This window comes from Streptomyces parvus (assembly GCF_032121415.1).
In the GTDB taxonomy this organism is placed as follows: Bacteria; Actinomycetota; Actinomycetes; order Streptomycetales; family Streptomycetaceae; genus Streptomyces; species Streptomyces globisporus_A.
Genome location: NZ_CP135079.1, coordinates 5,508,518 through 5,526,309 on the forward strand (window position 1 = coordinate 5,508,518; position 17,792 = coordinate 5,526,309).

Consider the following 17,792-nt stretch of genomic DNA (forward strand, 5'->3'; position numbering starts at 1 on the left):
CTGCCCGCACCCGATCGGACGGGCCCCCTCGGGCGGCTCCGCCGCGCCGTCGGTGAACAACGACGCTGCCCCGTAGGGCAGTACGTCTGACGAACCCCGCTCCGTCGGGCTTGCGCCGAGGCGCCGACCGCCGCTCGGAGCTTGTCATCTGCGGTCTTTGACCGCCATGCCCGTGACCGGGGTGAGGGGGTGTGTTTGAGCCACCGACCCCTCTGGCTTAGGCTTGCCTAACCTTCATTGCTCGGCCAACCTGAGGACCCTCCATGCTCGGCTTCACCCGCGTGCGCCGCCACACTCTCGCCGCCACGGCCACCACCGTCGCTCTCGCCGTCGCCCTGGTCGGCTGCTCCTCGGACGGCGACGGCGACACGAAGGACGGGGCGAAGGACTCGGCGAAGAGCGGCGGCGCCTTCCCCGTCTCGATCAAGAGCTCGCTCGGCACCGCGAAGATCGAGGAGAAGCCCGAACGCATCGTCACCCTCGGCCAGGGCTCCGCCGAGACCGCGATAGCCCTCGGCGAGACGCCGGTCGGCATCGAGAGCTACCCGTGGGGCAGTGACAAGTCCGGCTACCTGCCGTGGATCAACGAAGCGGTCAAGAAGTCCGGCGACAAGCTCCCGAAGCAGTTCACGGGCGGCGAGGAGATCGACTTCGAGGCGATCACCGAGCTGGAGCCGGACGTCATCCTCGCCCCCTGGTCGGGCATCACGCAGAAGCAGTACGACGTCCTCAAGGACATCGCCCCCACGGTCGCCTACCCCGACCAGGCGTGGAGCACCGACTGGGACCAGCAGATCGACATCATCGGCAAGGCGCTCGGCCGCACCGAGGACACGAACGGTCTCAAGACGAAGATCGAGAAGCAGCTCGCCGACGCCGCGGCCACCCGGCCGAAATACAAGGACGTCACCTTCTCGTACATCTACAACTCCGGCCCCGGCACCCTCGGCGTCTTCAAGCCCGAGGAGCAGCGCGTCAAGATGGTCTCCTCGCTCGGCCTGAAGGTCGACCCGGTCGTCAACGGCTTCAAGGAGACCCCCGGCACCGACTCGGCCCTCATCGGCCTGGAGAACGCCGAGAAGCTCAAGGACAGCGACCTCGTCTTCACGTTCTACACGGACGAGAAGAACCGCAAGGAGATCGAGGGCCAGAAGCTGTACGCCGAGATCCCCGCGATCAAGAAGGGCGCCGTCGTCGCGAGCAACGACAACTCCTTCGTCACCGCCTCCTCGATCATCAACCCGCTGACCGTGCCGTGGACGATCGAGCGCTACCTGCCGCTCATCGACAAGGCCGTCAAGACCGCCGGCAAGTAACCCCGGCCGGGTATCCGGACCGCCGAGCCCCCAAGGCACACTCCACTCCCATGGCAACCACCACGGTCGCACAGCCGAGCGGCGCGGGTACCTCGCGTACCGGCGCCGCTCGGTCGGCGTTCCTCCTGCTCCTCGGCCTGGCCGCGCTGGCACTCGCGCTCTGCGCCAGCGTCGTGTTCGGCAGCCGCTCCACGTCGTTCGGCGATGTCCTCGACGTCCTGCGCGGCACCGCCGACCCCACCATCACGACCATCATCGAGAGCCGCTACCCCCGCACCGTCCTCGGCGTCCTCGCCGGGGTCTGCCTCGCGGTCGCGGGCACCCTCATGCAGGGCGTCTCGCGCAACCCGCTGGCCGAACCGGGCCTCCTCGGGATCAACGCCGGCGCCTCCGCGAGCATCGTCGCCGCGACCGCCTGGTTCGGGGCCGCCGGCGCCACCGACACCATGTGGTGGGCGCTGCCCGGAGCGCTGATCGCGGGCGTCCTCGTCCATGTCATCGGCTCCGCCGGTACGGGAGCGAGCGTGGTGCGCCTGGTGCTCGCCGGCGCGGTGCTCACCGCCGTCCTGATGGCGTTCATCCAGGCGGTGACCCTCAGCAAACCGCAGGTCTTCGACAGCTACCGCTACTGGGTCGTCGGAGCGCTGGGCGGCCGGGACTTCGACGTCTTCTGGTCCGTCCTGCCGTTCGCCGCCGTCGGCTTCCTGATCGCCCTCGCCCTCGGCCCCGGCCTCAACGCCCTGGCCCTCGGCGACGCGACCGCCGTCGCCCTCGGCTCGCACCCCGGGCGCACGAGGGGCGGGGGACTGGTCGCGGCCACCCTGCTCAGCGCCGCCGCGACCGCCGCCGTCGGCCCGATCGCCTTCGTCGGCCTCGCCGTCCCGCACGTCGTACGGGCCCTTGCCGGCGTCGACTTCCGCGCCCAGATCCTCTTCTCCGCCCTGATGGGCCCCACCCTCCTGCTCCTCGCGGACGTGGTGGGCCGGGTCGTCATGCGGCCCACCGAACTCATGGTCGGCGTCGTCACCGCCTTCATCGGCGCACCCGCGCTGCTCATCGCCGTACGCAGGATGCGGGGCACCTCATGACCGTCACCGACCGCACCGCCCCCGTCCGCAAGGCGCCCCGGGGCTATCTGACCGTCGGCAGCACCGTCGCGATACCCCTGCGCCGGGCGTCCGTGTTCGCGGGCGCCGGGCTCTTCGTCCTCCTCCTGGCGGCCGGCGTCGCGACGCTGGCCTGGGGACGCCTCGGCATCGACCTCGCCGACCTGCCCGCCGCCCTCGTCGGGGACGCCGAGGGCAAGGACCGGTTCGTCTTCAACCGCCTGCGCGGGCCCCGTCTCACCGTCGCCATCGGCGTGGGCGCGGCGCTCGGCCTGTCCGGCGCGCTGTTCCAGTCCGTCACCCGCAACCCGCTCGGCAGCCCGGACGTCATCGGCCTCTCCGCCGGGGCCGGTGCGGGCGCCGCGTTCTGCGCGCTGATGTTCCCCGACACGGTTCCGGTCCCCGTCGGCGCGCTCATCGGCGCCATCCTCGCGATGGCCCTCGTCTACGTCTCCACCGGCACCGGTTTCCGCAACCCCGCCCGGCTCGTCATCGCGGGCATCGGGGTCGCCGCGATGGGCGCGGCCGTCACCCAGTACGTCGTCTACGCCCTGGAACGCGACAAGGCGTCCGTCCTCACCGCGTACGTCAACGGCAGCCTGACCGCGCGCTCCTGGACCGACGCCACGACCGTCTGGCTGGTCCTTGCCGCCGCCGCCCCGCTGGCCGCGCTGATCTCGCGGCGGCTCGACATCGGCGAAATGGGTGACGACATCGCCGAGGGGCTCGGCTCCGAGCCGAAGAAGGCCAAGACCCTCGCCGTGCTCCTCGCCATCGCCCTCTCGGCCGCCGCGGTCAGCGTCTCCGGACCCATCGCCTTCATCGCCCTGACCGCCCCCCAGATCGCCCGGCGCCTCACCCGCGGCTCCGGCCCGCACCTGCTGCTCTCCGCCCTCACCGGCGGCCTGCTGCTGGTTCTCGCGGACCTCTGCTCCCAGCAACTGCCGCTCTTCGACGACCTGCCGGTGGGGATCTACACGATGGCGATCGGCGGCGTGTACCTGGGCTGTCTGCTGGTAGGGGAGTGGCGCAAGGGCGTGCTCTGAGGGCCCCGCCCACCCCACCCCGGCCCGCGCCTTCGCCGTCAGACGTCGAGCGCCGTGCCGTAGAGCCGGTCCACCGTCAGCCGGATGACCACCCGGCGCTCGGCGACCAACTCCTCGAAGAACGCGGCTTCGTCCTCGGGACTCCCGCCCTCCGGGATCATCCCGAGCAGTTCCCGCCCGACCGCGTCCCCGGGCTCCGTGGTGCTTCCGGAGACCTCGGCCTCGCCCTCGGCGACGGCGAACGACCACACGTCGCCACCCGGCACATGCAGCGCCGCACGGGGATCGCGCCGCAGGTGCTTGGTCTTGACCCGGTCGGCCGTCGTCGAGAACCGTACGATGCGTGCCTCGGGGTCCCAGCTGTAGACCATGGTCGTCAGATGGGGGTGGCCGCTGCGCTTGTTCGTGGCGAGCGTGCCGAACTGCTGCCGGCCGAGGAGGCCCGAGAGGGCTTCGTCGGACAGGGCGCGAGGTCCTGGGCGTTGGGTCATGAAGGGGTCAACCTCCGTGGCCGCGCGGTAATTTCCGGTGCCCCTCGGCCGACCGGAGCAGTGGCGACTGGTCACGTACAGGTTCGTCGACCATACTGCCCGCCGTGGAGCAGAGCATAGATTCGAACAAGAAGCCCGAGTTCGCCGCAGGCACCGACCCGGCGTTCATCCCCCTGCCCGGACTGGCGGCGCCCGCCGGAACCCGCGAGCCTGAACCGGAAGCGGAGTCGCAGGCCGGTCCGGAGGCGGCGGAGTTCCGCGACGACGAGGCCGAACCGGCGGCCGCGGAGGGCGACGCCGACCGGGAACCGGAAGCGGCGGACGGAGCAGCGGCGGTCGACGGCGATGCCGAGGCTCAGGCCGATGCCGAGGACCGGGACGGCCCCGTTTTCGAGGTCAGCGACCGGCGCGGTTCGATCCGGGTGGCCCGGGAAGGCGTCCGGTTCCGGCTGGACGACCAAGAGGCCGAGTTCGGTTGGGACGAGATCGGCGCGGTGGAGACCACCCCGGCCCGGTTCGGCCGGAGGTTCACGGTGACCGTCCACCTGTCGAGCCGCCGCTGGTTCAACGCCGAGGTCGAGGCGGCCAGCCGCAGCGAGCTCAAGAGCTGGCCGGCCGAGCTGGACAAGGCCCTGGACGCCTACTTCGAGGAGTGACGCCCCCTCGGGCCGGGGCGGTCGAGCGCGGGACATCCCCCAGGGGGTGTCCCATCGACCGGGCGGGCCGGGCGGCGCTCCTGCCGTGCCGCTCGCGCCGCCCCGTGCAGTCCCGTCACGGCTTCTCGCGTCCGCGGTCCCGGATCCGCATCGTGACGTAGCCGGCCAGGGCGACGACGGCCAGGCCCAGGACCGCCTTGGACACGACGCCGACGTACGCCCCGACGACGTCCCACTGGTCGCCGAGCCAGTATCCGGCCATCACGAGCACCGTGTTCCACACCAGGCTGCCGGCGGTCGTCAGCGCGACGAACACCGGCAGCGGCATGCGCTCCACACCCGCGGGCACCGAGATCAGGCTCCGGAACACCGGCACCATCCGGCCCAGCAGCACCGCCTTCGTGCCGTGCCGCGCGAACCACGCCTCGGTCCGCACCAGGTCGGAGGCCTTGACCAGCGGCAGCTTCGCCCACCAGGCGTGCATCCGCTCCCGGCCGAACACAGCGCCGACGCCGTACAGGACCACCGCACCCACGACCGAGCCCAGCGTCGTCCAGAACAGCGCCGAGGCGATGCTGAGCACGCCCTGCGAGGCGGCGAACCCGGTCAGCGGCAGGATGACCTCGCTCGGCAGCGGCGGGAACACGTTCTCCAGCGCGATGGCCGCACCCGCGCCGGGCCCGCCGAACGTCTCGACCAGACCGGCGGCCCAGCCGGCGATTCCCCCCTGCGGCTCCGAGGCCGCCGACAGCCGGTGGGCCGCAGCGTCCAGGGTCAGGTGCATGCCTCCATGGTCTCGCAGCCCCCGCCTCAGGCCCCGTCGAGAACCACCGAGCGGCTCAGATGGCGCGGCAGATCGGGGTCGAGCCCCCGGGCAGCCGCCCGGGCGAGGGCGAGGCGTTGGACGCGTACGAGATCGGCCAGGGGGTCGAGGGAGCCGTTCACCCACTGGGCGCCCGTGGCGCGCACCTGCTCCGGCAGGCCCTCGGGTGCCTCGCCGAACATCCAGGTCGTGGTGCCGGTGGTGGAGATGCTGATGGGGCCGTGGCGGTACTCCATCGCGGGATACGACTCCGTCCAGGACAACGACGCCTCCTTCATCTTCAGCGCCGCCTCGTGGGCCAGACCCACCGTCCACCCCCGGCCGAGGAAGGAGAACTGGGTGCTCCGCAGAAGCTCGTCGGCGAGCGGCTCGGCGAGGGCCGCCTCGGCGTCCGCGACGACGGCGTCGGAGTGCAGCCCGAGGTGGGCCCGCAGCAGGGTGAGAGCGGTCGTGGCGAAGCGGGTCTGGACGACGGACCGTTCGTCGGCGAAGTCCAGGACGACGAGATCGTCGGCCGCCGCCCTGACCGGGGTCCGCGGATCCGCCGTCACCGCCACCGTGGGGGTGGTGCCGCGCAGCCGGTTCAGCAGCTCCAGCACCTCGGTCGTGGTCCCCGAACGGGTCAGTGCGACGACCCGGTCGTAGCCGCGACCGAAGGGGAACTCGGAGGCGGCGAAGGCGTCCGACTCGCCCTGTCCGGAGCCCTCGCGGAGCCCGGCGTAGGCCTGTGCGATGTAGAAGGAGGTGCCGCAGCCCACGACCGCGACGCGCTCGCCCGCGACGGGCAGGGCGACGGCCTCGGGGCCCCCGGCCAGGGCGGCTGCGCGCCGCCAGCAGGCGGGCTGACTGGCTGTCTCGGTCTCGGCATACGACACGTCTGCACTCCACGGGAACGAGGTGGACCACGGGAACGGGGTTGAGCGGGGTCGATCACCCCGCGTGTAGAATTCTGCACGTTACATGCGGTTATCGAGCAAAAACAAGCAACGTGCAGATGGGGGGAGGGCTCCCCGCGGGCCCTGTGCGACGCTTGCGGCGGTCCGGCCCCCGGCGACCGCGTTCCCGCGAAACGCGGTGCCCGCGCCGGACGGTGAGGAGACGCTCTTGTCCAGGGACGCCCGGTGGGACGCGCTGCTGGAACTGGTCGGCAAGCACGGCAGGGTGGACGTCGAGGAGGCGGCGGTGGCGCTCGACGTCTCGGCCGCCACCATCCGTCGCGACCTGGACCAGCTGGCCGAGCAGCACCTGCTCACCCGCACCAGGGGCGGCGCGGTCGCGCACGGGGTCTCCTACGAACTGGCGCTCCGCTACAAGACGGGCCGCCACGCGCCGGAGAAGCAGGCCATCGGGCGCGCGGTGTCCGGCCTCGTGGCCGTCGGCGAGGTCGTCGGCCTGACCGGCGGGACGACCGTGACCGAGGTGGCCAGAGCGCTGGCGGTACGCCCGGACATCGTGGGCGAGACGGCGGTGGCGGGCGGTCAGCCGACGCTGACCGTGGTGACCAACGCCCTCAACATCGCGAGCGAGCTGGCGATCCGCCCGCAGATCAAGATGGTCGTGACGGGCGGCGTCGCGAGGCCTCAGTCGTACGAGCTGACAGGCCCACTCGCCGTCGGCGTGATGAACGAGATCACGCTGGACGTCGCCGTCCTCGGGGTGAACGCCATCGACATCGAACGCGGCGCGTACGTCCACCACGAGGGCGAGGCCAGCGTCAACCGGCTGCTCGCGGAACGGGCCCAGCGGGTGGTGGTGGCGGCCGACTCGTCGAAGATCGGCAAACGCGCCTTCGCCCGCGTCTGCGACCTGGGCCTCGTCGACGTCCTGGTCACCGACTCCCGCATCGGGGCGGAGGCGAGGGAGCGGTTCGGCGAGGCGGGGGTCCAGGTCATCGCGGTCTGACGGGTCGGGCCGTCGTGAACCGGTGCCCACCGGGTATCGGATGCGACACGGAGGCGGACTTCGCCGTGTCGCTGGTACGCCGAACGGGTGAGGGGCGAGAGGATTGCCCGATGAACAGTGAGTGCAGCCGGTGCCCATCCGACCGGCTCGACGACGGGGTGAACCGGTGAGCAGGTACGACAGGTATGACAGATACGACGCCACCGACGAACAGTGGGAGGGGCTCGCCCAGGTCGTACCCCTGCGCGGCCGTGACGAGTGGCCGTCCCGGATCGACCACCGCACCGTCCCCGACGAGCGCGCCGCCGAACAGCGCCGCCTCGTCGTCCTGCGGGTCCAGGTCTTCGCGGACGCCCGCGAGGTCGCCGAGTATCTCGTCGCCCAGGTTCCGGTGCTGCTCGACCTGACGGCGGCGGAAACGGACGTGGCGAAGCGGATCCTCGACTTCAGCAGCGGTGTGGTCTTCGGCCTCGGCAGCGGAATGCACCGCGTCGACCGCAACGTCTTCCTGCTCGCACCGGTCGGCATGGAGGTCGAGGGGGTCACGCCCGCGGGCCTCGCCCAGTCGTAGGAAGCGGCAGTCGGGACGGCGGCCGGGCGGCGGCGGCCGGTTTCGGACCGCCGCTCGGTCGCGTCCTTCGCGGGGAGGGCGGACGTGCCGGGAGCGTGCCGCGAACGTGCGGGAGGCACTGTCGGTGGCCGGTGGTAGACCTGGTGCTGTGACGGACATCGATGTGGCAGAACTCCAGCGCCGGCTGGCCGCGTTCGCGGCGGCGCGGGACTGGGGGCAGTACCACACCCCGAAGAACCTGGCGGCCGCGCTCAGCGTCGAGGCCTCCGAACTGCTGGAGATCTTCCAGTGGCTGACGCCCGATCAGTCGGCCGGGATCATGGAGGACCCCGAATCCGCCCACCGGGTCGCCGACGAGGTGGCGGACGTGCTCGCCTATCTCCTGCAGTTCTGCGAGGTGGTGGGCATCGACCCGACGGCGGCGCTGGTGGCCAAGTTGGAGCGGAACGAGAAGCGCTTCCCGCTTCCGAGCGCCGCCGAACCCCCCGATCGTCACTCTTCGGAGTGATCGAGTTATCCACATTCGACTTCGTGTCCACAGATTTCCGATTTCCTCTGGCCTTACGGTGCGGTCTACCTCACTGTGGGTAATGAATGAGGTGAGCGGGTTTTCGTACGGACGGGGGAGACAGATGGAAGCGGAGCGACTCATCGAGGCGGGCCGGCGGGCTCTGGCCGACAGCCGGGGCGCGCTGGACGTCATGGCGGAGGCCTGGCAGGCGCAGGCGCTCGCCCGGGCGGTCGGCAGTCGGCTGGCGCTGTGCGGGCCGATGGAATTACGGAGCGAGGCGCGGGCGCTGGGGGAGATCGGCGCCGGATGCTCGGCGCTGGACCATCCGACGGTGATCTCCGGCGGTGCCAGGGCCGCCCAGTTGTCGGGGATCGGCGAGGTCCGGCCGACCCTCGCCGGGCTCGCGCTGCTGCTCGGCGAGGCCGGGATCGCGCTGGTCGGGGTGGCCTGCGACACGGGGGAGGACGGGCTGTACTGGCAGTGCATCGAGGCCATGGACGCGGCGGACGAATCCCTGGACCGTGTGCACGGGATGCTGAGACGCCTGGCGGAGAGGGAGCGGGAGCCCGAGCGGGCGAGGGAGCGCGACGGCCCGTACGGCATACGCGGCCCCGCACCATCGGCCGCAGGGCCCTGAGCGGAGGCCCGGGCTCTGAGGCGCTCCGAGGGGGCGGCGCCGGCTCCGATGAGGCAAGGCAGAGGTTCCGGGGGAGGCGGGGGCCGGGCGACGGCCTCCGGGAAGGCAGGATGGAGGCATGGATCTTCGCATCTTCACCGAGCCCCAGCAGGGGGCCGACTACGACACCTTGCTCAGCGTCGCCAAGGCCACGGAGGACCTGGGCTTCGACGCCTTCTACCGCTCCGACCACTATCTCCGCATGGGCGCCGGCGACGGTCTGCCCGGACCGACGGACGCCTGGATCACCCTGGCCGGACTGGCGCGCGAGACCCGGCGGATCCGGCTCGGCACGCTGATGACCGCCGGCACGTTCCGGCTCCCGGGAGTGCTCGCCATCCAGGTGGCCCAGGTCGACCAGATGTCCGGCGGCCGGATCGAACTGGGCCTGGGCGCGGGTTGGTTCGAGGAGGAGCACAAGGCCTACGGCATCCCGTTCCCGAAGGAGAAGTTCGGCCGCCTGGAGGAGCAGCTCGCGATCGTCACCGGGTTGTGGGCGACGGAGGTCGGCAAGACCTTCAGCTACGACGGCACCTACTACCAGCTCACCGACTCGCCCGCTCTTCCCAAGCCCGCACAGGCCAAGGTGCCCGTCCTGATCGGCGGCCACGGGGCGACGCGCACCCCCCGCCTCGCCGCGCAGTACGCGGACGAGTTCAACATCCCGTTCGCCTCGCTGGAGGACAGCGAGAAGCAGTTCGGCCGGGTCCGGGCCGCCGCGCAGGCGCACGGGCGCTCGCCGGACGACCTCGTGTACTCCAACGCGCTGATCGTCTGCACGGGCAAGGACGACGCCGAGGTCGCCCGGCGCGCTGCGGCCATCGGCAGGGATGTGGAGGAGCTCAAGGCGAACGGCCTGGCCGGATCGCCCGCCGAGGTGGTCGACAAGATCGGCCGCTACGGCGCGATCGGCTCGTCGAGGATCTACCTCCAGATCCTCGACCTGGACGACCTGGACCATCTGGAACTGATCTCCTCGCGGATCCAGTCCCAGCTGACCTGACCTGACCTGACCTGAGGAGGCAGAGGTGGCCGCGAGCACGGGCATCACGCTCGCCGACGCGCTGGACGCCGGGCCCGTCCTGCTGGACGGCGGGCTCTCCAACCAACTGGAGGCGCAGGGCTGCGATCTGTCCGACGCGCTGTGGTCGGCGCGGCTCCTGGCCGAGGCGCCGGAACAGATCGAGGCCGCTCACCTCGCCTATCTCCGGGCCGGGGCGCGGGTGCTCATCACGGCCAGCTATCAGGCCACGTTCGAAGGGTTCGGGAGATACGGGATCGACCGGTCCGGGACCGAGACCCTGCTCGCCCGCAGTGTGGAGCTGGCTCGGGGCGCCGCCGACGCGGCGCGCCGGGCCGGTCCCGGGCGGGAGGCCTGGGTCGCCGCGTCGGTCGGACCGTACGGGGCGATGCTCGCGGACGGCAGCGAGTACCGGGGACGTTACGGGCTGAGCGTCCGGGAGCTGGAGCGTTTCCACCGCCCCAGGGTGGCGGCGCTCGCGGCTGCCGGGCCGGACGTCCTGGCGCTGGAGACGGTGCCGGACCTGGACGAGGCGGAGGCCTTGGTCCGGGTGGCCGAGGAGACCGGACTGCCGTACTGGCTCTCCTACAGCGTGGCCCGTGGCCGGACTCGGGCGGGGCAGCCGTTGGAGGAGGCGTTCGCGGTGGCGGCCGGGCGGGCGTCCGTCCTCGCGGTCGGGGTCAACTGCTGTGACCCGGACGAGGCGCTGGCGGCGGTCGAGCAGGCGGTGGCGGTCACGGGCAGGCCGGCCGTGGTCTATCCGAACAGCGGCGAGGGCTGGGACGCCGGAGCGCGGGGATGGACCGGGCGCGGCACCTTCGATCCGGGCCGGGTGCGGGCCTGGACGCGGGCCGGGGCCCGCCTCGTCGGGGGCTGCTGCCGGGTGGGTCCTGACCTCATGGCCGAGCTGGCCGGTCGACTGGAGGAGCCGGGAGAGCCGCAGCAGTAGACAAGCGGGACGAAAATGCCTGGTGGGGGCAGGGGGTGAGGATCATACTCGGACAGGTGTTCCTGACAATCGGTACGACCGGCACCCAAGAGCGTCCCGCCACTGATCTGGGCTTCCTGCTGCACAAGCATCCCGACAAGGCGCAGGCGTTCTCCACCTCGCACGGCTCCGCCCACGTCTTCTACCCCGAGGCGTCCGCCGAGCGCTGCACGGCCGCACTCCTGCTGGAGGTGGATCCGGTGGCGCTCGTGCGGCGCGGCAAGGGCAAGGGCCGGGGAGGCGCGCCCGACGCGGCGCTCGCGCAGTACGTCAACGACCGCCCCTACGCGGCGTCCTCGCTGCTGTCGGTCGCCCTCGCCGCCGTGTTCAAGTCCGCCCTCGGCGGGGTCTGCCGCGCCATGCCCGAGCGGGCGGAGAGCCCGCTGCCGCTGCGGATCGAGGTGCCGGCCCTGCCCGCCCGGGGCGGCGTCGCGCTGGTGCACAAGCTGTTCGCGCCGCTCGGCTGGGAGCGGGTCGAGGTCACGGCCGTACCACTGGACGAGCAGTTCCCGGCCTGGGGCGACTCGCGCTACGTACGGCTGGTGCTGGAGGGCGAGTTGCGGCTCGCCGACGCGCTGCGGCAGCTCTACGTCCTGCTGCCGGTGCTCGACGACGCCAAGCATTACTGGGTCGCGCCCGACGAGGTGGACAAGCTGCTGCGGGCCGGGGAGGGCTGGCTGGCCGACCACCCCGAGCGGCCGCTGATCACCCGGCGCTATCTGTCCCACCGCTGGGGGCTCACCCGCCAGGCCGACCAGGCCCTGGAGCTGGTCCGGCTCGCCGAGTCGGACGACCTCGACGTGGACAGCGTCGACAACGCCGTGGACGAGAGCACCGACACCGAGGAGAGGCCGGTCCCGCTCGCCGAGCACCGGCGGACCGCGATCCTCGACGCGCTGCGCGCCGCCGGGGCGAGCCGGGTGCTCGACCTCGGCTGCGGCCAGGGCCAGTTGGTGCAGGCGCTCCTCAAGGACGTGCGCTACACCGAGATCGTGGGCGTCGACGTCTCGATGCGTGCCCTCACCATCGCCTCGCGGCGGCTCAAGCTGGACCGGATGGGGGAGCGCCAGGCCGGCCGGGTCACCCTCCGGCAGGGCTCGCTGACCTACACCGACAAGCGGCTGGCCGGGTATGACGCCGCCGTGCTCAGCGAGGTCATCGAGCACCTGGACCTGCCCCGGCTGCCCGCCCTGGAGTACGCGGTGTTCGGTGCCGCGCGCCCCGCGACGGTGGTCGTGACCACGCCGAACGTCGAGTACAACGTCCGCTGGGAGACCCTTCCGGCCGGCCACGCCCGGCACGGGGACCACCGTTTCGAGTGGAGCCGGACCGAATTCCGCCACTGGGCCGGGCAGGTCGCCGAACGGCACGGATACACCGTCCGGTACGTGCCGGTCGGGCCGGACGACCCCGAGGTGGGGCCGCCGACCCAGATGGCCGTGTTCACCCGGGCCACGGAGAGAGGCATGACCACCGAGAAGACGAAGGAGGCGGAAGCCGCATGAACAGCACCGACACCGGCGAGGGAAGCGCCGACAGCATCAGCACCGCCCCCGCGCACGGCCGCGCCGCCGCCCGCAGACTGCCGGTGACCGACCTCTCCCTCGTCGTCCTCATCGGCGCCAGCGGATCGGGCAAGTCCACCTTCGCCCGCAAGCACTTCAAGCCGACCGAGATCGTCTCCTCGGACGTCTGCCGGGGCCTGGTCGCCGACGACGAGAACGACCAGAGCGCCAGCCGCGACGCCTTCGACGTGCTGCACTACATCGCGGGCAAGCGCCTCGAGGCCGGGCGGCTCACCGTCATCGACGCCACGAGCGTCCAGTCCGAGAGCCGCAAGCAGCTCGTCCAGCTGGCCAGGAAGCACGACGTCCTGCCCATCGCCATCGTCCTCGACCTCCCCGAGGAGGTCTGCGCCGCCCGCAACGCGGCCCGCCCGGACCGTGCCTCCATGCCCCGCCATGTCATCCAGCGGCACCGCCGCGAGCTGCGGCGCTCGCTGCGCGGCCTGGAGCGCGAGGGCTTCCGCAAGGTGCACATCCTGCGCACCGAGGAGGAGGCCGAGAGCGCCGAAGTAATCCTGGAGCGCCGCTACAACGACCTGCGCCACCTCACCGGCCCGTTCGACATCATCGGCGACATCCACGGCTGCAGCTCCGAGCTGGAGACCCTGCTCGGCAAGCTCGGCTACGCGGACGGCGCCCACCCCGAGGGGCGTACCGCCGTCTTCGTCGGCGACCTCGTCGACCGGGGCCCCGACAGCCCCGGAGTGCTGCGCCGCGTGATGTCCATGGTGGCGTCGGGCAACGCCCTGTGCGTCCCCGGCAACCACGAGAACAAGCTCGGCCGCTACCTCGCGGGCCGCAAGGTCCAGCTCACCCACGGCCTCGCCGAGACCGTCGAGCAGCTGGAGCGGGAGGACGCCGAGCACCCCGAGTTCCGTGGCCAGGTGCGGGAGTTCATCGACTCCCTCGTCAGCCACTACGTCCTGGACGACGGCAGGCTGGTGGTCTGTCACGCCGGGCTGCCCGAGAAGTACCACGGCCGCACCTCCGGCCGGGTCCGCTCGCACGCGCTCTACGGGGACACCACCGGCGAGACCGACGAGTTCGGCCTCCCCGTGCGCTACCCGTGGGCCGAGGAGTACCGGGGCCGGGCCACCGTGGTCTACGGCCACACCCCCGTCCCCACCACCTCCTGGATCAACAACACCATCTGCCTGGACACCGGCGCCGTCTTCGGCGGCAGGATGACCGCGCTGCGCTGGCCCGAGCGCGAACTCGTCGACGTACCCGCCGAGAAGGTCTGGTACGAGCCCGTCAAGCCGCTGGTGACCGAGGCGCCCGGAGGCAGGGAGGGGCGGCCGCTGGACATCGCCGACGTCCAGGGCCGCCGGGTCGTGGAGACCCGGCACATGGGGCGCGTCGCCGTGCGCGAGGAGAACGCCGCCGCCGCGCTCGAAGTCATGAGCCGGTTCGCAGTCGACCCGCAGCTTCTCCCCTATCTGCCGCCCACGATGGCCCCCACCGCCACCTCCCGCGAGGACGGCTTCCTGGAGCACCCGGCCGAGGCGTTCGCTCAGTACGCGGCCGACGGCGTCGAGCGGGTCGTGTGCGAGGAGAAGCACATGGGCTCCCGTGCGGTCGCCCTGATCTGCAAGGACGCGGAGGCGGCGACCGTGCGGTTCGGCACGGCGGGCCCCACCGGCGCGCTGTACACCCGCACCGGTCGCCCCTTCCTGGACGACCCGGCCCTGACCGAAGAGGTGCTGGCCCGGCTCCGTACGGCCGTCACCGCCGCCGGGCTCTGGGCGGAGTGGGACACCGACTGGGTGCTCCTGGACGCCGAGCTGATGCCGTGGTCGCTGAAGGCGGGCGGGCTGCTGCGCTCGCAGTACGCCGCCGTGGGCGCCGCGTCCGGCGCGGTCTTCCCGCCGGCCGTCGCGGCCCTGGAGCTGGCGGCCGCCCGGGGCGTCGAGGTGGCGGGCCTCCCCGGGGACCAGCGGGCCCGCGCGCAGGACGCCGCCGCGTTCACCGAGGCGTACCGGCGCTACTGCTGGCCCACCGAGGGACTGGACGGGGTGCGCCTGGCGCCCTTCCAGATCCTCGCCGTCCAGGGCCGCTCCCTGGCCGCAGTCCCGCACGACGAGCAGCTCGCCTGGCTGGACCGGCTCGTGGAGCACGACCCGACCGGGCTGCTCCAGGCCACCCGCCGCCTCGTCGTCGACACCGGCGACGAGGGCTCGGTCCGCGCGGGTGTGGACTGGTGGCTGGAAATGACCGGGCGCGGCGGCGAGGGCATGGTCGTCAAGCCGCTCGGCGCCCTCGTCCGGGACGCCGCCGGCCGTCTCGTCCAGCCCGGCATCAAGGTGCGGGGCCGGGAGTATCTCCGCATCATCTACGGCCCGGAGTACACCCGCCCGGAGAACCTGGAGCGCCTGCGCTCCAGGTTCCTCGGCCACAAGCGTTCGCTCGCGCTGCGGGAGTACGCACTCGGCCTGGAGGCGCTGGACCGGATGGCGGAGGGCGAACCGCTGTGGCGGATCCACGAGGCGGTGTTCGCCGTCCTGGCCCTGGAGTCGGAGCCGGTGGACCCCCGGCTCTGACAGCGATCCAACCGGTAGGCGATTCGCCGGGTGAACGGTGCTCCGCGCGGTGAGGATGAAGGCATGGGATTCCATGTCGACTCCGAAGCCGGGCGGCTGCGCCGCGTCATACTCCACCGCCCCGATCTGGAGCTGAAGCGGCTCACCCCCAGGAACAAGGACGCGCTCCTGTTCGACGACGTCCTGTGGGTGCGCCGCGCCCGGGAGGAGCACGACGGGTTCGCCGACGTCCTGCGCGACCGGGGGGTCGCCGTGCACCTCTTCGGCGATCTGCTGCGCGAGTCGCTCGACATCCCGGTCGCGCGGCGGCTCGTGCTCGACCGGGTCTTCGACGAGAAGGAGTACGGCCCGCTCGCCACCGAGCATCTGCGGGCCGCCTTCGAGCAGTTGTCCGCGGCGGAGCTGGCGGAGGCGCTGGTCGGCGGCATGACCAAGCGGGAGTTCCTGGAGCGGTACAGCGAGCCGACCTCCGTCCGCTTCCATGTGATGGACCTGGACGACTTCCTCCTCGGCCCGCTGCCCAACCACCTCTTCACCCGGGACACCTCGGCCTGGATCTACGACGGGGTCTCCATCAACGCCATGCGCTGGCCCGCCCGGCAGCGCGAGACCGTCCACTTCGAGGCGATCTACCGCCACCACCCGCTCTTCACCGGCCCGGAGGCGGGCGCCTTCCACCACTGGTCGGAGGGGCAGGACGACTACCCCTCCACCATCGAGGGCGGCGACGTCCTGGTCATCGGGCAGGGCGCGGTCCTGATCGGGATGAGCGAGCGCACCACCCCGCAGGCGGTGGAGATGCTGGCCCGCGGGCTCTTCGACGCGGGTTCGGCGCGCACGATCGTGGCGCTCGACATGCCCAAGGCCCGCGCGTTCATGCACCTGGACACGGTGATGACGATGGTCGACGGCGACACGTTCACCCAGTACGCCGGTCTCGGCATGCTCCGCTCGTACACCATCGAGCCCGGCAGCGGCCCCCGCGAGCTGAAGGTCACCGACCATCCGCCCGAGCACATGCACCGCGCCATCGCCGCCGCCCTCGGCCTCGACGCGATCCGGGTGCTCACCGCGACCCAGGACGTGCACGCGGCCGAGCGCGAGCAGTGGGACGACGGCTGCAACGTGCTCGCGGTCGAACCCGGAGTCGTCGTCGCGTACGAGCGCAACGCCACGACCAACACCTATCTCCGCAAGCAGGGCATCGAGGTGATCGAGATCCGGGGCAGCGAGCTGGGCCGGGGACGGGGCGGGCCGCGCTGTATGAGCTGCCCGGTGGAGCGGGACCCCGTGGCGTGAGCGGTCGGCGCCAGGCGAACCCATGGCCCTGTATAGGGATGCGGGGCATCGTATAGACTTCCATCCCTGCCGCGCGCAGTGCGCCGATCCCCGCCCGACCCAGGAGCAGTCATCATGGCCATAGACCTCACCGGCCGCCACTTCCTCAAGGAGCTGGACTTCACCTCCGAGGAGTTTCTCGGCCTGGTCGCGCTGGCCGCCGAGCTCAAGGCGGCCAAGAAGGCCGGGGCCGAGGTCCAGCGGCTGCGCGGGAAGAACATCGCGCTGATCTTCGAGAAGACCTCGACGCGTACGCGCTGCGCGTTCGAGGTCGCCGCCGCAGACCAGGGCGCCTTCACCACCTACCTGGACCCCGCGGGCTCCCAGATGGGCCACAAGGAGTCCGTGAAGGACACCGCCCGGGTCCTGGGCCGGATGTTCGACGGGATCGAGTACCGGGGCGACAGCCAGCAGGCCGTCGAGGAGCTGGCCGCGCACGGCGGCGTGCCGGTCTTCAACGGGCTCACCGACGACTGGCACCCCACCCAGATGCTCGCCGACGTCCTCACCATGGCCGAGTACCGCGCGGGCCCCCTCGCGGGGACGGCCTTCGCCTACCTCGGCGACGCCCGCTTCAACATGGGCAACTCCTACCTGATCACCGGCGCCCTGCTCGGCCTGGACGTCCGGATCGTCGCCCCCGAGGCGTACTGGCCGGACGAGGCGGTCGTGGCGCAGGCCCGGAAGCTCGCCGAGGCCAGCGGTGCGGCCATCACCCTCACCGGCGACGTGGCCCAGGGCGTCTCGGGCGCCGACTTCGTCGCCACCGACGTCTGGGTCTCCATGGGGGAGCCCAAGGAGGTCTGGGCCGAGCGCATCGCCGCCCTCGGGCCCTACGCCGTGACGATGGACGTCCTGCGGGCCACCGGCAATCCGGACGTGAAGTTCCTGCACTGCCTGCCGGCCTTCCACGACCTCGGCACCCGGGTCGGCCGGGACATCCACGCCCGGTACGGGCTGACCGAGCTGGAGGTCAGCGACGAGGTCTTCGAATCGCCGCACTCCGTCGTCTTCGACCAGGCGGAGAACCGGATGCACACGATCAAGGCCGTGCTGGTGGCGACGCTCGCCGGGAAGTAGTCCCGCCCGCACGGACACCGGTACGGATCAGGTACGGGTACCGGGCAGGGGTTCGCATGCTCATGCACCGGATTGGGTGAACATGCGTGCTGGTGGCTACGATGTCGGCTCTTGGTGGGGTTCGGACCCGGGGAGACCCCCGCAGGGTCGAACCCCAGAGGG

The 17,792-nt window shown here is 71.9% G+C and carries 17 protein-coding genes; 14 read left to right on the forward strand and 3 right to left on the reverse strand.

The genetic code is table 11. From position 1 onward, the window contains the following. The first annotated feature begins 263 nt into the window (after positions 1–263). The 3 genes from RNL97_RS25825 to RNL97_RS25835 are packed head-to-tail and all read left to right on the forward strand — an operon-like array spanning position 264 to position 3,468. Positions 264–1,316 carry an iron-siderophore ABC transporter substrate-binding protein gene (locus RNL97_RS25825; protein ID WP_030581404.1) on the forward strand — a complete coding sequence of 351 codons (1,053 nt, stop codon included), beginning with the start codon at positions 264–266 and terminating at the stop codon, positions 1,314–1,316. A gap of 50 nt (positions 1,317–1,366) precedes the next feature. After that, positions 1,367–2,404: a FecCD family ABC transporter permease gene (locus RNL97_RS25830; RefSeq protein WP_313751249.1), complete on the forward strand. Its 1,038-nt coding sequence runs from the start codon at positions 1,367–1,369 to the stop codon at positions 2,402–2,404. Then, positions 2,401–3,468: a FecCD family ABC transporter permease gene (locus tag RNL97_RS25835; RefSeq protein WP_030581409.1), complete on the forward strand. Its 1,068-nt coding sequence runs from the start codon at positions 2,401–2,403 to the stop codon at positions 3,466–3,468. Before RNL97_RS25830 ends, RNL97_RS25835 begins: the two co-directional genes overlap by 4 nt. A gap of 38 nt (positions 3,469–3,506) precedes the next feature. Here RNL97_RS25835 and RNL97_RS25840 read toward each other — a convergent pair whose 3' ends face one another. After that, entirely contained in the window at positions 3,507–3,959 is a 453-nt protein-coding gene (locus RNL97_RS25840) for a PPOX class F420-dependent oxidoreductase (RefSeq protein WP_243315462.1), read from the reverse strand. Positions 3,960–4,063: 104 nt separating this feature from the next. Here RNL97_RS25840 and RNL97_RS25845 point away from each other — a divergent pair, with 104 nt between their 5' ends. After that, complete coding sequence (locus tag RNL97_RS25845) at positions 4,064–4,615, forward strand: hypothetical protein (protein ID WP_243315464.1); 552 nt, start codon at positions 4,064–4,066, stop codon at positions 4,613–4,615. A gap of 115 nt (positions 4,616–4,730) precedes the next feature. Here RNL97_RS25845 and RNL97_RS25850 read toward each other — a convergent pair whose 3' ends face one another. Then, the gene (locus tag RNL97_RS25850; RefSeq protein ID WP_030581415.1) at positions 4,731–5,399 is read right to left on the reverse strand and encodes a DedA family protein; all 669 of its coding nucleotides are present in this window, start codon (positions 5,397–5,399) and stop codon (positions 4,731–4,733) included. Between the two features lie 26 nt (positions 5,400–5,425). After that, positions 5,426–6,313 (reverse strand): SIS domain-containing protein, encoded by an 888-nt coding sequence (locus RNL97_RS25855; protein ID WP_030581417.1) that lies wholly within the window; start codon positions 6,311–6,313, stop codon positions 5,426–5,428. A 229-nt stretch (positions 6,314–6,542) separates the two neighbouring features. Between RNL97_RS25855 and RNL97_RS25860 the strand changes: the two genes are divergently transcribed. From RNL97_RS25860 to argF, 10 genes are all read left to right on the forward strand, one after another. Beyond that, positions 6,543–7,340, forward strand: coding sequence for a DeoR/GlpR family DNA-binding transcription regulator (locus RNL97_RS25860; RefSeq protein ID WP_030581420.1), 798 nt, complete (start codon positions 6,543–6,545; stop codon positions 7,338–7,340). A 166-nt stretch (positions 7,341–7,506) separates the two neighbouring features. After that, positions 7,507–7,911, forward strand: a complete 405-nt coding sequence (locus RNL97_RS25865) for a cell division protein SepF (RefSeq protein ID WP_006128240.1) — start codon at positions 7,507–7,509, stop codon at positions 7,909–7,911. A 148-nt stretch (positions 7,912–8,059) separates the two neighbouring features. After that, the gene (locus tag RNL97_RS25870) at positions 8,060–8,419 is read left to right on the forward strand and encodes a nucleotide pyrophosphohydrolase (protein WP_030581422.1); all 360 of its coding nucleotides are present in this window, start codon (positions 8,060–8,062) and stop codon (positions 8,417–8,419) included. Between the two features lie 124 nt (positions 8,420–8,543). Further along, complete coding sequence (locus RNL97_RS25875) at positions 8,544–9,059, forward strand: DUF6099 family protein (RefSeq protein ID WP_200722752.1); 516 nt, start codon at positions 8,544–8,546, stop codon at positions 9,057–9,059. A 118-nt stretch (positions 9,060–9,177) separates the two neighbouring features. Continuing rightward, on the forward strand, positions 9,178–10,101 hold the full coding sequence (locus tag RNL97_RS25880; protein WP_030581426.1) for an LLM class F420-dependent oxidoreductase: 924 nt from the start codon (positions 9,178–9,180) through the stop codon (positions 10,099–10,101). A gap of 25 nt (positions 10,102–10,126) precedes the next feature. After that, entirely contained in the window at positions 10,127–11,068 is a 942-nt protein-coding gene (mmuM, locus tag RNL97_RS25885; RefSeq protein ID WP_243315466.1) for a homocysteine S-methyltransferase, read from the forward strand. Between the two features lie 56 nt (positions 11,069–11,124). After that, entirely contained in the window at positions 11,125–12,612 is a 1,488-nt protein-coding gene (locus tag RNL97_RS25890; RefSeq protein WP_243315467.1) for a 3' terminal RNA ribose 2'-O-methyltransferase Hen1, read from the forward strand. After that, positions 12,609–15,212 (forward strand): polynucleotide kinase-phosphatase, encoded by a 2,604-nt coding sequence (locus RNL97_RS25895; RefSeq protein WP_313751250.1) that lies wholly within the window; start codon positions 12,609–12,611, stop codon positions 15,210–15,212. The genes RNL97_RS25890 and RNL97_RS25895 overlap by 4 nt, the downstream gene beginning before the upstream one ends. Before the next feature lie 63 nt (positions 15,213–15,275). Next, positions 15,276–16,511, forward strand: a complete 1,236-nt coding sequence (locus tag RNL97_RS25900) for an arginine deiminase (RefSeq protein WP_032786758.1) — start codon at positions 15,276–15,278, stop codon at positions 16,509–16,511. A gap of 114 nt (positions 16,512–16,625) precedes the next feature. Beyond that, entirely contained in the window at positions 16,626–17,630 is a 1,005-nt protein-coding gene (argF, locus tag RNL97_RS25905) for an ornithine carbamoyltransferase (RefSeq protein ID WP_030581440.1), read from the forward strand. Positions 17,631–17,792 lie beyond the last annotated feature (162 nt).

Excerpts from the sequence above, each read along its gene's own strand:
- RNL97_RS25825 (WP_030581404.1), top strand. The coding sequence starts at position 264 with ATGCTCGGCTTCACCCGCGTGCGCCGCCACACTCTCGCCGCCACGGCC.
- RNL97_RS25830 (WP_313751249.1), top strand. The coding sequence starts at position 1,367 with ATGGCAACCACCACGGTCGCACAGCCGAGCGGCGCGGGTACCTCGCGT.
- RNL97_RS25835 (WP_030581409.1), top strand. The coding sequence starts at position 2,401 with ATGACCGTCACCGACCGCACCGCCCCCGTCCGCAAGGCGCCCCGGGGC.
- RNL97_RS25840 (WP_243315462.1), bottom strand. The coding sequence starts at position 3,959 with ATGACCCAACGCCCAGGACCTCGCGCCCTGTCCGACGAAGCCCTCTCG.
- RNL97_RS25850 (WP_030581415.1), bottom strand. The coding sequence starts at position 5,399 with ATGCACCTGACCCTGGACGCTGCGGCCCACCGGCTGTCGGCGGCCTCG.
- RNL97_RS25875 (WP_200722752.1), top strand. The coding sequence starts at position 8,544 with ATGGAAGCGGAGCGACTCATCGAGGCGGGCCGGCGGGCTCTGGCCGAC.
- RNL97_RS25880 (WP_030581426.1), top strand. The coding sequence starts at position 9,178 with ATGGATCTTCGCATCTTCACCGAGCCCCAGCAGGGGGCCGACTACGAC.
- RNL97_RS25895 (WP_313751250.1), top strand. The coding sequence starts at position 12,609 with ATGAACAGCACCGACACCGGCGAGGGAAGCGCCGACAGCATCAGCACC.
- RNL97_RS25900 (WP_032786758.1), top strand. The coding sequence starts at position 15,276 with ATGGGATTCCATGTCGACTCCGAAGCCGGGCGGCTGCGCCGCGTCATA.
- argF (WP_030581440.1), top strand. The coding sequence starts at position 16,626 with ATGGCCATAGACCTCACCGGCCGCCACTTCCTCAAGGAGCTGGACTTC.